This is a genomic window from Rathayibacter sp. AY1F8 (assembly GCF_002932165.1).
Classification (GTDB): Bacteria; Actinomycetota; Actinomycetes; order Actinomycetales; family Microbacteriaceae; genus Rathayibacter.
Genome location: NZ_PSVB01000026.1, coordinates 11,083 through 26,906 on the forward strand (window position 1 = coordinate 11,083; position 15,824 = coordinate 26,906).

Below are 15,824 nucleotides of genomic sequence, written 5' to 3' on the forward strand. Positions count from 1 at the left end.
GCCCGGTCCTCGCGGCGATCAGGCGGGGACCGCCGTCCGCGCGAGCAGCTCGGCGATACGCCCGGTGCAGCCGCCGCAGCCCGTGCCGGCGCGGGTCGCCCGCCCGACGCAGGCGACCGTCCCGTGTCCCGCCGCAGCCGCATCGGTGATCACCGCCGCCGTCACGCCGTTGCACCAGCAGACCGTGGCATCGGGGGCGAACGGATCGCCGGTCGCCGCGGCGCCCGCATCCGGGGCGTCCAGACGCAGGAGGCTCGACCGGTCCGCCGGCAGCTCCGAGCCCCGTTCGAAGAGGAGGCTGAGCTCGGCGCCGACCCGGGGCAGACCCACCGAGACGAACCCGCGCAGCACTCCTCCTGCGGTCACGAGCTTGGCGTAGCCGCCGCGGGCGGGGTCAGCCCACAGCGTCACCTCGAGGTGCTCCTCGCCCGGGCGGTGCGGGTCCCACGGCTCCGGGGCCACGTCGCCTCCTGCCACGAGGTCGACACCCTCGGCCTTCAGCATCACGACCGCCGGTCGGGCGTCGGGGACGCGCTCCTCGCCGCAGCGGCCCTCAGCCTCCGCCCGGATCCGCGCTGCGAGCCGGTCCGCCTGCTCCCATCCCGGACCGATCAGTCCGCTCGGTCCGCCGGGCACGCGGCCGTCGGGCAGGGCCGAGCCGCGGGGGGCGACGTGCGCGCAGTCGCCGATCGCGAAGACGTCCGGGTCGCTCCAGCTGCGCAGCTGCTCATCGACCAGGATCCCGGTCGAAACGGCGAGCTCCGCGCCCGCGGCCAGCTCGACCCGCGCACCGACACCGCACGAGAGCACCAGCAGATCCCCCTCGATCTGCTTGCCGTCAGCGCAGACGAGCGCCTGGAAGTGCGCACGGCCGCGGTCGTCGTGCGCGAGCAGGACGCTCTCGGACCGGGCGTGCGCCACCATCTCGACGCCGGCCGCGCGAGCGGCCGCGGCCAGCATCCGCCCCCCGCCCGTGTCGAGATTGCGGGCCATCGGGATGTCGCCGTGGAAGACGACCACCACCTGCGCGCCCTGCTCGGCGGCGGCGAGGGCGAACTCGATCCCGAGCACTCCCGCCCCGAGCACGACGAGGCGAGCGCCGGAGCGCACGGACTCGCGGACCACCCGGGCGTCGGCCAGGTCGCGCAGCGCCACCACCCGCTCCGGGAGGGGCCGGGAGCCCGCGTCGAGCGACTCCGGATCGGCGGCGCGCACCGTCCGCTCGCGTCGGGACCGCTCCATCCCGGCGAGGGTCGGCACGTTCGCCCGGGCGCCGGTGGCCAGGACGAGGCGGTCGTAGGGCAGCCGCTCGCCGTCGTGCAGCCGCACGACGTTCCGCGCGCGGTCGATCCCCACGACGGCCGCTCCCAGGCGCAGGACGACGCCCGCCGCCTCCGCCGCCGTCCGGTCGCCGAGGTCGAGGCGCTCGCGGGTCGCCCGGCCGACGGCGTACTCCGCGAGCAGGACACGGTTGTACGGGTCGTCGCTCTCGGCGCCGACCACCGTCAGCGCGACCAGACCGGCCCGCACGGCCGGCAGCAGCTCCTCGACGAAGCGCGAGCCGACGGGGCCATAGCCGATCAGGACGATCCGCTCGGGAGGTGTCTCAGGCATGTGCCGTCCCTTCCGCGCGGACCCAGACCCGCGTGCGCTTGAACTCGGGCATCGACGACACCGGGTCCACGACGGCCTCGGTGAGGAGGTTCGCGCACTGCTCACCCGCGTAGTGGAAGGGCAGGAACACCGTGTCGTGGCGGATGTCCGCGGTGACGCTCGCGCGGGCGCGGACCACGCCGCGCGCGTTCCCGATCGCCACAGGTGCTCCGTCGCGGACGCCGAGCCGGGAGGCGGTCGCCGGGTGGATCTCGAGCCGAGCCTCGGGGCGGGCCGCATCGAGCTCCGCGACCCGCCGGGTCTGGGTGCCCGACTGGTACTGCTGGAGGTAGCGGCCGGTCACCAGGGTCAGCTCCTCGCCGCGGTCCACGACGACGGGGACGGCGGGGATGACGGCGACCAGGCGCGCCCGGCCGTCGGGGTGCCCGAAGCGCTCAGCGAAGAGGCGCGGCGTCCCCGTGCCGCCCGCTGGGTAGGGCCAGTGGGCGGCGATCCCGGTGTCGAGCAGGGCGTGCGAGAGGCCGGAGTAGTCGGCCACGCCTCCCGCGGACGCGCGGGCCAGCTCGTCGAACACCTCCGCGGGGACGGTCGACCAGCTCGAGGGGGCGTCGAGACGGCGCGCCAGTTCGCTCATGATCCAGAGCTCGCTGCGCACTCCCGCCGGCGGGTCGATCGCCCGGCGGCGGCGGAGCACCCGGCCCTCGAGCGAGGTCATCGTGCCCTCCTCCTCCGCCCACTGCGGCACCGGGAGCACCACATCGGCTAGCGCGGCGGTCTCGGAGAGGAAGAAGTCGCAGACGACCAGCGTGTCCAGGGCCTCGAGCCCGGCGCGGACGGCGTCGGCGTCCGGAGCCGAGACGACCACGTTGGAGCCGTGCACCAGCAGGCAGTGCACGGAGCGTCCGAGCTCGGCGAGCAGGGCGGTGGCGGGCAGGCCCGGGCCGGGGATCGATTCGGGCGTCACGTCCCAGACGGCGGCGACGTGGCGCCGCGCCTCCGGATCGCGGATGGAGCGGTACCCCGGGAGCTGATCGGCCTTCTGTCCGTGCTCGCGTCCGCCCTGGCCGTTGCCCTGACCGGTGAGCGTGCCGTACCCCGACCCCTCGCGACCCACCAGGCCGAGCACGAGAGCGAGGTTGATCGCGGCGGTCGCGGTGTCGGTGCCGTCGACGTGCTGCTCGACCCCGCGGCCGGTCAGCACGAACGACCGCCCCGCGGCGAGCCGGCGCGCCAGGGAGCGGAGGAGCGAGGTCGGCACGCCCGTGACCGCGGAGGTGCGCTCCGGCCACCACGACGAGACGCTGCGGCGCAGGGCCTCGACGCCGGTCGTGCGCGCGGCGAGGTAGGCGGTGTCGGCGAGGCCCTCGGCGAAGACCAGGTGGATCAGCCCGAGGAGGAGCGGCAGATCCGTCCCGGGAGCGGGCTGCAGATGCGTGCCGGCGCCGTCCTCCGTCAGCCGCGCGGTGGCCGAGCGGCGCGGGTCGACGACCACCAGGCCGCCCCGCGAGCGGGCACCGGCGAAGTGGGCGAGAAGCGGCGGCATCGTCGCGGCGACGTTCGAGCCCAGGAGCAGGATCGTGTCGGCGTCGTCGAGGTCGGACACCGGGAACGGCAGTCCGCGATCGACGCCGAAGGCGCGGTTGCCGGCCGCCGCGGCCGAGGACATGCAGAAGCGGCCGTTGTAGTCGATCCGGGAGGTGCCGAGAGCGATCCGAGCGAACTTCCCGAGCTGGTAGGCCTTCTCGTTGGTGAGGCCCCCGCCGCCGAAGACGGCCACCGCGTCGGCGCCGTGCCGCTCCCGGACGCCGCGCACCGCCCCGGCGACCGCGTCGAGCGCCTCCTCCCACGACGCCTCCGCGAGGACGCCGTCGGCGCCGCGCAGCAGCGGGGAGACCAGGCGCTGTCCGCTCGCCAGCAGCTCGACGGAGGTCCAGCCCTTGGCGCAGAGCCCGCCCCGGTTCGTCGGGAACTCCCTCCCCTCGACCGCCAGGGGCACGGGGCCCGCCGCGGGTGTCAGCGTCATCGCGCACTGCAGGGCGCAGTACGGGCAGTGGGAGTCGGTCGGGGCGGGTGCGCTCATCGTCAGATCCGGGTCCCCGTCTTCGCGGCGAGGCGGAGGTAGACGCCGGCCGTGATCGCGAGCATCACCGCATAGGCGCCGACGAACCAGCCCAGCGCCGTGGTGTAGTCGCCGAACTCGGTCTTGGAGAAGCCGAGCAGCTGGGGGATCACGAAGCCGCCGTAGGCGCCGATCGCCGAGATCAGGCCGAGCGCCGCGGCGGACGTGCGCTGGGCGCCGATGCCGTCGTCACCGCGCTGGCGGGCGCGGAGGGCGAACACCGTGGGGATCATGCGGTAGGTCGCGCCGTTGCCGATGCCGGCCGCCGAGAAGAGCACGAGGAAGCAGGCGAGGAAGAGCCAGAAGCTGCCGAGCGGCAGTGTCGCGATCACGCCGAGGATCCCGGCGCCCATGGCGACGAAGGCGAGGACCGTGACAGGCGCTCCGCCGAAGCGGTCGGCCAGACGGCCGCCGGAGGGGCGGGACAGCGAGCCCACCAGGGAGCCGAGGAACGCGAGGCCGACCGTCGCCGAGCCGACGGCGAAGCCGGAGAACTCGGGGAAGGTGTCGGCGATGAGCTTCGGGAACACGCCGGCGAATCCGATGAAGGACCCGAAGGTGCCGATGTAGAGCACGGCCAGCAGCCAGAGGTGCGGCTCGCGGAGCGCGGCGAGGGAGGCGGCGACGTCGGACTTCGCGGTCGAGAGGTTGTCCATGCGCTTGGCGGCGCCGATCATCGCCACGACGATCAGGGGGACCCAGAGGAAGCCGGCGATCGGCAGGTTCAGCGTGGCCGCGGCGCCGACGGTGATCGCGATCGGCACGACGAGCTGCGCGACGGAGGCGCCCAGGTTGCCGCCCGCGGCGTTGAGCCCCAGAGCCCAGCCCTTCTGCGCGTGCGGGTAGAAGAAGGTGATGTTCGCCATCGAGCTGGCGAAGTTGCCGCCGCCGAAGCCGGCGAGCGCGGCCACCAGGAGCATGACGCCGAACGGGGTCTCCGGATTCGAGACCGCGATGCCGAGTCCGACGCTCGGGATCAGCAGGAGGCCCGCCGACACGATCGTCCAGTTGCGGCCGCCGAAGCGGGGGACCATGAACGTGTACGGGATCCGCAGGGTGGCGCCGACGAGGCTCGGCATCGAGATGAGCCAGAAGATCTGCCCGGTGTCGAAGGCGAACCCGGCCGCCGGCAGCGAGACGACGACGACCGACCAGAGCTGCCAGACGACGAAGCCGAGGAACTCGGCGAAGATCGACCACCTCAGATTGCGAGCGGCGACGGAGCGTCCCTCCGCCTCCCACTGGGCGGGGTCCTCGGGGTTCCAGCCGTCGATCCAGCGGCCCGGCCGTCGGATGATGCCGGTGGATGTGGCGGCGGTCGTGGGGACGGTGGTCGGGGGTGCAGCAGTCATCGTGGTCCTCCGGAGGGTGGGCGGCGCGCGCGAGGGCGCGCTCGGGACGGGGAGGTGGAGCGGTGGTGGTGCGGGGAGGAGGCGTCAGGCGTTGCGCCCGAACAGCTCCGAGACGATGTCGACCAGCTCGCGGGCGGGCGGATCGACGGCGGTGAGGAGGGGAGCGGAGGCGAGGTCGGCCCCCGCGGAGGCGGCCAGGCCGGCGAAGTAGCCGGGCGCGAGCAGGTAGGTGGCGACCACGACGCGCGCGCCGGGGTGGGCGGCGCGCTCGGCGGCGACCGCCTCCGCGATCCGCGGCTCGGCGGCCGAGATGAACGAGGTGCTCACCTCGCGGCCGAGCTCGGCGGCGAGGAGGCGGCCGGTGGTCCAGCAGTCCGCGACGGCACCGGCGTCGCTCGAGCCGGCAGCGGCGAGCACGACGCGGTCGCCGTCGTCGAGCCCTGCCTCGTGGAGCCGGCGGGCGAGCACGCGCGCCAGGCGGGGATCGGGTCCGAGCGCGCCCGAGACCCGCACCGGCCGCTCCGCCTCCGCCGCGGCCTCGGCCAGGTCGACGTGCACGTGGTAGCCGGCCGAGAGCAGCAGCGGCACGACCACCGCCGGCCGGCCCGGCTCGAGAGAGCCCAGGGTCGCAGGGACGTCGGGCTGCTGCACGTCGACGAAGGAGTCGAGCACGTCCAGCGCCGGGTTGGCCCGGCGGACCGCCTCGACCAGCGCGGCGACGGCACGTCTCCCGTCGTCGTCGGAGGTCCCGTGGGACGCGGCGACCACAGCGGTCCGCTGGGCGACCTCGATCGTGCCGTCGCTCTCGCGCACCTGCCAGGTGGCGAGGTGCAGCTCCGCTCGTGTGAAGCAGGCGCCGGTCTCGAGGTCGAAGACGTCCTTGTGCAGGGGCGAGGCGATCGTGGGCCGCTGCACCCCGTCGACCAGACGCGAGCCGACGATGCCGCGTGAGAGCACGGCGGCGCCGGTCGCGGGGTCGAGGTTCGAGACGGCCCGCACCCGCCCGTCGGGCAGGAGGAACAGGGCGAGCTGCACACCGCCGACCAGGGCGGCCTCGCCCCAGAGCGGCTCGAGGTCGCCGACGGCGCAGACCGGCACCCAGGTGGTGGCGGTCGCGGGGGCGAGCCGATCGAGGAGGGTCATCGCTGCGCCTTCTTCCTGCGGGTGGGCCACCGCATCCGGTCGGACGCGATGAGGCAACGGTAGGGATCGCGCGTTTCGTGCGAGCACGCCTCCGGTGTCACGGGCGTAACGAAGCCCTCACGGCCTGCGGCGCTCGCCGAGAGGCGCGCGTCACACGCTGTTACACAGGGGCAACGGCGGGGAAACGGGCCGTCCCTACGGTGGACGTCATGACTCCTGGAGCGAACCCCGCCGCCCGGCCCCGACGCGTGCTCGTCGTCGGAGCGGGACCCGCCGCGCACCGCCTGGTCGACGCGCTCGTCGCCCGGGCCGGCGACCAGGCGCTGGAGATCACCGTCCTCGGCGAGGAGGTGCACCGTCCCTACGACCGCGTCGCACTCTCGAAGCGCCTCGACGGCGAGCACGACCTGACTCTGGGCGACGGCGCTCTGTGGGAGTCGGCGCGGCTGATCACCTCCTCCCGTGTCGTCGCGATCGATCCCGACCGCCTGCGCGTCGAGCTCGCGGACGGCCGCTCCCTCGAGGGCGACGAGATCGTCCTGGCGACGGGCTCCTCCGCCACGGTCCCGCCGATCGAGGGCGCCGAGCACGGCCGCGTCTACCGCACGCTCGAGGACGTGGACGGGCTCGTCGCCGAGCTCGCCGCGTTCCGCGCCCGGCGCGGACGCCCCGCGATCGTGGTCGTGGTCGGCGGCGGTCTGCTCGGCCTCGAGGCGGCGGGAGGCGCGCACCGGCTCGGTGCGCGCACCGCCCTCGTCCACTCCGGCCGCTGGCTGATGAGCGCGCAGCTCGACGAGGGCGCCGGGCAGGCCCTCGGCCGCATCATCTCGGCGCAGGGGATCGCGCTGCACCTCGGCAACCGGCCCACCGCGATCCTCACCTCGCCGACGGGGACGGTGCTCGGCGTCGCGCTGACCGACGGCAGCAGCATCAGCGCCGATCTCGTGGTCTTCTCCATCGGGATCACGGCGCGCGACGAGCTCGCCCGAGCGGTCGGGATCGAGGTCGCACCGCGCGGAGGCGTGGTCGTCGACGAGGCCTGCCGCACCAGCAGGGCGGGAGTCTGGGCCATCGGCGAGGTCGCCGCGATCGCCGGCCGCACGGTCGGGCTCGTCGCACCCGCCAACGCGATGGCGGAGGTGGTCGCCGACCGGATCCTCGGCGGCGACGCGACCTTCCCGGGGGTCGACGACGCCACCAAGCTCAAGCTCTCGGGCGTGGAGGTCGCCAGCTTCGGCGACGCCCTCGGCACCACGGAGGGAGCGCTCGAGGTCGTCTACGCCGATCCGGCCCGCGGTCTCTACCAGAAGGTCGTCGTCTCGGACGATGCGCGCACGCTGCTCGGCGGGATGTTCGTCGGCGACGCGGGCCCCTACTCCTCCCTCCGCCCGCTGCTGGGGCGCGAGCTGCCGGCCGAGCCCGGCGCCTACCTCGCGGCGGCGGGGGCGGAGGCGCCCTCGGGCGACCTTCCGGACGACGCCCAGGTCTGCTCGTGCAACAACGTCTCGGTCGGCGAGGTCCGCCACGCGATCGGCGAGGGGTGCACCGAGCTGGGGCCGCTCAAGGCCTGCACCCGCGCGGGCACCCAGTGCGGATCGTGCGTGCCCCTGGTGAAGAAGCTGCTCGACACGGAGCTGATCCGTGCGGGCGTCGAGGTCTCCCGCGCCCTCTGCGAGCACGTGGCGCTCAGCCGCAGCGAGCTGTTCGAGTCGGTCCGCATCCTCGGGCTGCACTCGGCCGAGCAGGTGATGGAGCGCTTCGGCTCCGGGCTGGGCTGCGACGTCTGCAAGCCGGTGATCGCCTCCGTCCTCGCCACCCAGACGAACGCCTACATCCTCGACGGCGGCCAGGCGCCGCTGCAGGACACCAACGACCGCGCCCTGGCCAACATGCAGAAGGACGGCACCTACTCCGTCGTCCCGCGGATCCCCGGGGGCGAGATCACGCCGGCGAAGCTCAAGGTGATCGCCGAGGTCGCCGAGCAGTACGGCCTCTACACGAAGATCACCGGCGGGCAGCGGATCGACATGTTCGGCGCCCGCCTCGAGCAGCTGCCCGAGATCTGGCGCCTCCTCGTCGACGCCGGCTTCGAGTCGGGTCAGGCGTACGGCAAGTCGCTGCGCACGGTCAAGTCGTGCGTCGGATCGACCTGGTGCCGCTTCGGAGTCCAGGACGCGGTCGGGATGGCGGTCTTCCTCGAGGAGCGGTACCGGGGTCTCCGCTCGCCGCACAAGTTCAAGCTCGGGGTCAGCGGCTGCGCCCGCGAGTGCGCCGAGGCGCGGGGGAAGGACATCGGCGTCATCGCGAGCGACCTCGGCTGGAACCTCTACGTCGGCGGCAACGGCGGCTACCAGCCGGCGCACGCCCAGCTGCTCGCGCAGGACCTCGACGACGAGACCCTGGTGCGCTACATCGACCGCTACGTCATGTACTACGTGCGCACGGCCGAGCGGCTCCAGCGCACCGCCCGCTGGCAGGAGGAGCTCCCCGGCGGACTCGAGCACGTGCGCGAGGTGGTCTGCGAGGACTCGCTCGGCATCGCCGCCGAGCTGGAGGCCGCCATGGCCACGCACGTCGACACCTACGTCGACGAGTGGGCGGCGACCCTCGCCGATCCCGACCGGCTCCGCCGCTTCCGCTCCTTCGTGAACGCCCCGGACACCGCGGATCCGCGCGTCGCGACCGTGCGCGAGCGCGGGCAGGTCCGGCCCGCCGGCCGGGACGAGAGACCGGACGGACCCGTGCTGGTCGCGGGGCCGAGGATCCCCGTCGGTCCGGCCGGGATCGGATCGGACTCGTGATGCAGCTCTCCCTCGACCTCGCCGGACGCCGTGTGCTCGTGATCGGCACCGCCTCCGGGACCCGCCGCGTGCTCGCCCGCTACCGAGCCGCCGGCGCACTCGTCGAGCGGCACGAGGCGGAGGACGCGCTCACCCCGGCGCCCCCGGCCCTGATCGTGTGGGTGGAGGGGCCGGCGCCGCTCCGAGCAGCGGCGGCCGAGCTCTGCCCCTGGATCGTCGACGAGGCCCCCGCGCCGACCCGGCCGGTCGGGCACGTCAGCATCGTCGGCGGCGGCCCCGGCGATCCGGATCTGATGACCCTCGCCGCCCGCCGCGCCCTCCGCGACGCGGACGTGGTGCTCTACGACCGGCTCGGTCCGCACGAGGGCCTGGCCGAGTGGGCGCCCGGCGCCGAGCTGATCGACGTCGGCAAGACGCCGGGTCATCACGCGGTGCCGCAGCACGAGATCGAGCGGCTGATGATCGAGCGGGCCCTCGCGGGTCTGGACGTCGTGCGCCTGAAGGGCGGCGATCCGTTCGTGTTCGGCCGCGGGTCGGAGGAGGTGCGCGCGTGCCGGCTGGCCGGCGTCGGCTCCACGGTCGTCCCCGGAGTGACCAGCGCGATCTCGGTGCCCGCCGCCGCCGGGATCCCGGTCACCCATCGCGAGGTCAGCAGGGCCTTCACCGTGGTCTCGGGCCATGCGCCGTTCAGCGAGCAGGAGCTCGGCCATCTGGCCGGGCTGGGCGGGACGATCGTGGTGCTGATGGGCGTGAACACCCTCCCGCACCTCGTCGCCGGGCTGCAGCGCGCGGGGATGCGCGCCGACACGCCCCTCGCGATCGTCGAGCGGGGCTGGTCGCGCGACCAGCGCACGACGGTCTCGTCGGTCGGCGGAGTGCTCGGCCTGCTCGCCGAGCTGGCACCGCGCTCGCCCGCCGTGATCGTCATCGGCGAGGTGGTCCGGCAGGCCGCGTGCCATGATGCGGGGGACCCCGAGAGCATCGCCCGAGCGGTCGATGCACTGACCGCGTGAGATCTCGAGGGGGCCGAGCATGACCGGCACCGATCCCGACGCCGCCGTGGGGTTCCGACCCGACCAGCTGGACGGCTTCCGCATCGGGGTCACCTCCGACCGCCGCTCCGAGGACCTGATCGCCGCGTTCGAGCGCCGCGGTGCCGCCGTGACGCACGCCCCCACCATCCGCATGCGCGGCGTCGACACCGAGGGCGCGCTCGAGGAGGAGACCCGCGCCATCGTCGCCGCCCGTCCCGACGTGCTCCTCGCCACCACCTCCTACGGCCTGCGGCGCTGGCTCGAGGCCGCGGACGCCGCGGGGATCGAGCTGGCCGACGCGCTGTCCTCCGCGCGGATCCTCGTCCGCGGGCCCAAGGCGCGCGGAGCGATCCGTGCGGCGGGTCTCGACGACCACGGGATGAGCGAGCGCGAGACGACCACCTCCCTCGTCGACCTGGCTCTGCGCGAGGGCGTCGCCGGCCGCACGATCGCGGTGCAGCTGCACGGATTCACCGACCCGGCTCAGCTGCAGCGTCTCTGCGACGCCGGCGCCCGGGTGCTCACGGCCGCGCCCTACCGTTGGAGCGTGCACGAGGACTCCGCCCGGGTGCTGCGGCTGATCGACGCGGTCTGCGGAGGGGGCATCGACGCCGTCACCTTCACCAGCGCGCCGGCGGTGGAGGCGCTCTTCACGGTCGCGGAGGCCGCGGGCCGCCTCGACGACCTCCAGGCGGCCTTCCGCGAGACGGTGGTCGCCGCCGCCGTCGGCCCGGTGACCGCAGCACCCCTGGTCGAGGCAGGGATCCTCCCGGTCGTGCCGGACCGGTTCCGGATGGGCGCGCTCATCCGCCTGACCTGCGAGCACCTCGAGCAGGCGTCGCCCCGCATCGAGACGGCCTTCGGCACTCTCGAGCTCCGAGGCCGGCACGCGGTCCTGGCCGGGACCCGGGTGGCGCTGACCCCGGTCGCGCTCGCGCTGTTCCGGACTCTCGTCGCCGCCGAGGGCGCGACCGTCGCGCGTCACGTCCTCGCGGCCTCCGCGCCGGAGGCTCTCGACGACCACGCGGTCGACGTCGCCGTCAGCCGCCTCCGTCAGGCCCTCCCCGAACCGCGGCTCGTGGCGACGGTGATCAAGCGCGGCTACCGGCTCGCGACCCCGCTCTGAGCGGCGGCGCAGTGCGGCTGCGGCCCTCTCCACGCGCGTTCGCGCGGCTCCAGGGGTCGATCGGAGGAGGCCGCGACTCCGCTCGTTCGGCACACGCCGCTCACCACGAGTGGACGCGCGACGGGGGCGACGCGACCGAGGTCGCGGACGGGCGACCGCTCGAGGCCGCGCCGGGCGCGGTGCCACACTGAGCGCGTGGGCAGGCTGAGGGTCGTCGTCGCGCCCGACTCCTTCAAGGGGTCGGCGAGCGCGGTCGAGGTCGCGCGGGCGATCGCCGAGGGCTGGAGCGCTGCGCGCGCGGGGGACGAGATCGTCCTCGCGCCGATGGCCGACGGGGGAGAGGGCACCGTCGAGGCCTTCGCGCTCGCGGTCCCGGGGTCGCTTCGGCGGCCGGTCGTCGTGCCCGGCCCGGACGACCGGCCGGTCCGCGCCTGGTGGCTGCTGCTCCCCGACGGGACAGCCGTCGTCGAGCTCGCCTCCACGAGCGGCATCACGCTGCTCGACCCGCTCCGACCGCTCACCGCGCACACGCGCGGCTTCGGCCGCGCGATCGCCGCCGCCCTTGACGCGGGGGCGCACGCCCTGCTGCTGGCGATCGGCGGCAGCGCCTCGACCGACGGCGGAGTCGGAGCGCTCCGCGAGCTCGGCGCACGCTTCTCCACCACCTCCGGCCGCGACCTCGGCGAGGGAGGCGGTGCGCTGCCCGCGCTCGCCGCCGCCGACGTCCGCGGGCTGCGTCCTCTGCCGCCCGGAGGCGCGGTCGTGCTCAGCGACGTCGCGACCCCGCTGCTCGGCGACTCCGGGGCGGCCCGCGTCTTCGGACCGCAGAAGGGGGCCGGCCCCGAGGACGTCCTCCTCCTCGAGAGCGGCCTCCGCCGTCTCGCTGCGCACCTGGACGCGGATCCCGATGCGCCGGGCTCCGGGGCGGCGGGCGGGACGGGCTTCGGGCTGCTCGCCTGGGGCGCGCGCCCGACCTCCGGCGCCGACGCCGTCGGACGGGCGATCGGGCTCCCGGCGCTCCTCGCGGGCGCGGACGTCGTCATCACGGGGGAGGGGCGCTTCGACGCGCAGTCCGCCGCCGGCAAGGTCCCGGTGCACGTCCTCGCGCTCGCCGAGGCGGCCGGGGCGCGGACGCTCCTCGTCGCCGGGGCGATCGCGGCGCCGACTCCCGGCTTCACCGCTGCGGTGTCGCTGACGGAGGCGGCGGGCTCCTCGTCCGCGGCCCTCGCGGACCCGTTCCCGCACCTGCGCGCCGTCGCCCGGGAGTGGGCCGCGCAGCTCCTCTGACCGTTCGCGGTGTCGGTGGTCGGGCGTACCGTCCGGGCATGCCCCGAGATGCGATCCGACCACCACATCTTGTGGTCGAGCCGCCGCGCGGACCCCACCGGTCGGGCATGCCGACACGCCGTGGCGCGTTGTACACAGTGAACGGGATCCTTCTGTCCACACCTGTGGATGGTTCGTCCGGATCCGCGTCCTCCCGCGGTTCCACGGGCTCCGGCCTGTGGATGAACGGGGGAGGAACCGGTGGATAACTACACGGCTGTAACTACTACGTCTAGTGGGCTGACACCGGCCCGCCCCCTATATGTAGTATTGCTGAGCAGGTCGGAGCGAGAGCCCCACCGGCACCCAGAACTCACCCGGACCACCCTCCGACCCCGCCCGCATCGCGGGCCGCCGGTCGGGGAGCGGCACCGGGACACCCCCTCCGAAAGGCGACACCCATGGCTGTGACGGTCTACACCAAGCCCTCCTGCGTCCAGTGCACCGCGACGTACCGCGCCCTCGACAGCAAGGGCATCGACTACGAGGTGTTCGACCTCTCCGTGGACGAGAAGGCCCTCGAGGCCGTCAAGGCCCTCGGCTACCTCCAGGCGCCGGTCGTCATCACGGACGACGACCACTGGTCCGGCTTCCGCCCCGACAAGATCGCGACCCTCTGAGGCGCACGGACGGCGATCCGCGGCGTCGTCGGCGGACGCCGTAGCGCCGCTGCGGCCTCCTCCTCCGCCTTGCGGCTCACCGCGCAGCCGCCTCAGAGGCGGGACCGAGAACAGCAGCTGACGGGGAGAGGGGCCGAAGGATGAGCGGGCTCGTGTACTTCTCCAGCAGCTCGGGGAACACGCACCGGTTCATCGAGAAGCTCGGACGGCCGGCGCAGCGCATCCCGCTCCACGCCCGCCGCGACGGAGCCGCCCTCGACACGCTCCACGTCCACGAGCCGTACGTGCTCGTCCTCCCCACCTACGGCGGCGGCAACGGCGGGGGAGCGGTCCCCAAGCAGGTCATCCGGTTCCTCAACGATCCGTGCAACCGCTCCCTGATCCGCGGCGTCATCGGCGCCGGCAACACGAACTTCGGCGAGGCGTACTGCCTCGCCGGCGACATCATCGCCCGCAAGTGCGAGGTGCCGCACCTCTATCGATTCGAAGTATTCGGAACACCCGACGACGTCCGCGCCGTCGACGAAGGATTGGACACGTTTTGGACGCAGCAGTGATCGACGCTCCCCGCGACGCCGCACAGATGGACTACCACTCGCTCAACGCGATGCTGAACCTCTACGGCCCGAACGGAGAGATCCAGTTCGACAAGGACCGCGAGGCCGCTCGCGAGTTCTTCCTGCAGCACGTCAACCAGAACACGGTGTTCTTCCACACGCTCAAGGAGCGCCTCGACTACCTGGTCGAGAAGGAGTACTACGAGCAGGCCGTGCTCGACCAGTACTCGTTCGAGTTCATCCAGCAGCTCAACGACCTGGCGTACTCGAAGAAGTTCCGCTTCGCGACCTTCCTCGGCGCGTTCAAGTACTACACCTCGTACACGCTCAAGACGTTCGACGGGAAGCGCTACCTCGAGCGCTTCGAGGACCGCGTCGTGATGACCGCCCTCGGCCTCGCCCAGGGCGACGAGACGCTCGCGACCGCCCTCGTCGAGGAGATCGTCGCCGGCCGCTTCCAGCCCGCGACCCCGACCTTCCTCAACACCGGCAAGGCCCAGCGCGGCGAGCTCGTCTCCTGCTTCCTGCTGCGCATCGAGGACAACATGGAGTCGATCGCCCGCGGCATCAACTCCGCGCTCCAGCTCTCCAAGCGCGGCGGCGGCGTCGCCCTCTCGCTCTCGAACATCCGCGAGGCCGGCGCCCCGATCAAGCAGATCGAGAACCAGTCCTCGGGCATCATCCCCGTGATGAAGCTCCTCGAGGACAGCTTCAGCTACGCCAACCAGCTCGGCGCGCGCCAGGGCGCGGGAGCGGTGTACCTCTCGGCGCACCACCCCGACATCCTCCGCTTCCTCGACACCAAGCGCGAGAACGCCGACGAGAAGATCCGCATCAAGACGCTCTCCCTCGGCGTCGTCGTGCCCGACATCACGTTCGAGCTCGCGAAGAACAACGAGGACATGTACCTCTTCTCGCCCTACGACGTCGAGCGCGTCTACGGCATCCCCTTCGGCGACATCTCCCTCTCGGAGAAGTACCGCGAGATGGTCGACGACCCGCGCATCAAGAAGACCAAGATCTCGGCGCGCGAGTTCTTCCAGACCATCGCCGAGATCCAGTTCGAGTCGGGCTACCCCTACATCGTGTTCGAGGACACGGTGAACCAGGCGAACCCGATCAAGGGCCGCATCAACATGTCCAACCTCTGCTCCGAGATCCTCCAGGTCAACACCCCGACGACCTACAACGAGGACCTCTCCTACGCGGAGATCGGCAAGGACATCTCCTGCAACCTCGGCTCGCTGAACATCGCGCTTACGATGGACTCGCCCGACTTCGGCCGCACCATCGAGACCGCGATCCGCGGCCTCACCTCGGTGTCCGACCAGTCGCACATCACCTCGGTCCGCTCGATCGAGGACGGCAACGACAAGTCGCACGCCATCGGCCTCGGCCAGATGAACCTGCACGGCTACCTCGCCCGCGAGCGGATCCACTACGGATCCGAGGAGGGCATCGACTTCACCAACATCTACTTCTACTCGGTGCTGTTCCACGCCCTGCGCGCCTCCAACAACCTCTCCATCGAGCGCGGCACCACCTTCGAGGGCTTCGCCGACTCGAAGTACGCCTCGGGCGAGTTCTTCGACACCTACACGGAGAAGGAGTGGGCGCCGGCCACCGAGCGCGTCTCCCGCCTCTTCGCCGACTCGGGCATCGTGGTCCCCACCCAGGACGACTGGCGTGCGCTCAAGGCCTCGGTCATGGAGCACGGCATCTACAACCAGAACCTGCAGGCCGTCCCGCCGACCGGCTCGATCTCGTACATCAACAACTCGACGTCCTCGATCCACCCGATCGCGTCGAAGATCGAGATCCGCAAGGAGGGCAAGCTCGGCCGCGTCTACTACCCGGCGCCGTTCATGACGAACGACAACCTGGAGTACTACCAGGACGCGTACGAGATCGGCTACGAGAAGATCATCGACACCTACGCCGCCGCCACGCAGCACGTCGACCAGGGCCTCTCGCTCACGCTCTTCTTCAAGGACACGGCGACCACCCGCGACGTCAACCGCGCTCAGATCTACGCCTGGCGCAAGGGCATCAAGACGATCTACTACATCCGCATCCGTCAGCTGGCGCTCGAGGGCACCGAGCTCGACCAGTGCGTCTCGTGCATGCTCTAG

The 15,824-nt window shown here is 73.0% G+C and carries 11 protein-coding genes; 7 read left to right on the forward strand and 4 right to left on the reverse strand.

Translation table 11 applies throughout. The annotated features are described in order from the left end of the window. Positions 1 to 18 precede the first annotated feature (18 nt). The 4 genes from C5C35_RS14820 to nirD all read right to left on the reverse strand — a co-directional run bounded on the left by C5C35_RS14820 (position 19) and on the right by nirD (position 6,228). Positions 19 to 1,614: an NAD(P)/FAD-dependent oxidoreductase gene (locus C5C35_RS14820; protein WP_104227174.1), complete on the reverse strand. Its 1,596-nt coding sequence runs from the start codon at positions 1,612 to 1,614 to the stop codon at positions 19 to 21. Continuing rightward, positions 1,607 to 3,694, reverse strand: coding sequence for a molybdopterin oxidoreductase family protein (locus tag C5C35_RS14825; protein WP_104263465.1), 2,088 nt, complete (start codon positions 3,692 to 3,694; stop codon positions 1,607 to 1,609). The genes C5C35_RS14820 and C5C35_RS14825 overlap by 8 nt, the downstream gene beginning before the upstream one ends. 2 nt (positions 3,695 to 3,696) lie before the next feature. Beyond that, complete coding sequence (locus tag C5C35_RS14830; RefSeq protein WP_104224352.1) at positions 3,697 to 5,085, reverse strand: MFS transporter; 1,389 nt, start codon at positions 5,083 to 5,085, stop codon at positions 3,697 to 3,699. Positions 5,086 to 5,169: 84 nt separating this feature from the next. Next, complete coding sequence (gene nirD, locus C5C35_RS17380) at positions 5,170 to 6,228, reverse strand: nitrite reductase small subunit NirD (protein WP_104263466.1); 1,059 nt, start codon at positions 6,226 to 6,228, stop codon at positions 5,170 to 5,172. Positions 6,229 to 6,437: 209 nt separating this feature from the next. Between nirD and nirB the strand changes: the two genes are divergently transcribed. From nirB to nrdE, 7 genes are all read left to right on the forward strand, one after another. Continuing rightward, complete coding sequence (gene nirB, locus C5C35_RS14840; protein WP_104224354.1) at positions 6,438 to 9,029, forward strand: nitrite reductase large subunit NirB; 2,592 nt, start codon at positions 6,438 to 6,440, stop codon at positions 9,027 to 9,029. Continuing rightward, positions 9,029 to 10,042: a uroporphyrinogen-III C-methyltransferase gene (cobA, locus tag C5C35_RS14845; RefSeq protein ID WP_104227191.1), complete on the forward strand. Its 1,014-nt coding sequence runs from the start codon at positions 9,029 to 9,031 to the stop codon at positions 10,040 to 10,042. The genes nirB and cobA overlap by 1 nt, the downstream gene beginning before the upstream one ends. A 19-nt stretch (positions 10,043 to 10,061) precedes the next feature. Then, complete coding sequence (locus C5C35_RS14850; protein ID WP_104227171.1) at positions 10,062 to 11,189, forward strand: uroporphyrinogen-III synthase; 1,128 nt, start codon at positions 10,062 to 10,064, stop codon at positions 11,187 to 11,189. Between the two features lie 204 nt (positions 11,190 to 11,393). Then, complete coding sequence (locus C5C35_RS14855) at positions 11,394 to 12,476, forward strand: glycerate kinase (protein WP_104227190.1); 1,083 nt, start codon at positions 11,394 to 11,396, stop codon at positions 12,474 to 12,476. 440 nt (positions 12,477 to 12,916) lie between these two features. Next, complete coding sequence (gene nrdH, locus C5C35_RS14860; protein ID WP_068255139.1) at positions 12,917 to 13,135, forward strand: glutaredoxin-like protein NrdH; 219 nt, start codon at positions 12,917 to 12,919, stop codon at positions 13,133 to 13,135. Positions 13,136 to 13,275: 140 nt separating this feature from the next. Next, the gene (nrdI, locus tag C5C35_RS14865) at positions 13,276 to 13,692 is read left to right on the forward strand and encodes a class Ib ribonucleoside-diphosphate reductase assembly flavoprotein NrdI (RefSeq protein WP_104224357.1); all 417 of its coding nucleotides are present in this window, start codon (positions 13,276 to 13,278) and stop codon (positions 13,690 to 13,692) included. Between the two features lie 26 nt (positions 13,693 to 13,718). Beyond that, the gene (gene nrdE / locus C5C35_RS14870; RefSeq protein ID WP_104227189.1) at positions 13,719 to 15,824 is read left to right on the forward strand and encodes a class 1b ribonucleoside-diphosphate reductase subunit alpha; all 2,106 of its coding nucleotides are present in this window, start codon (positions 13,719 to 13,721) and stop codon (positions 15,822 to 15,824) included.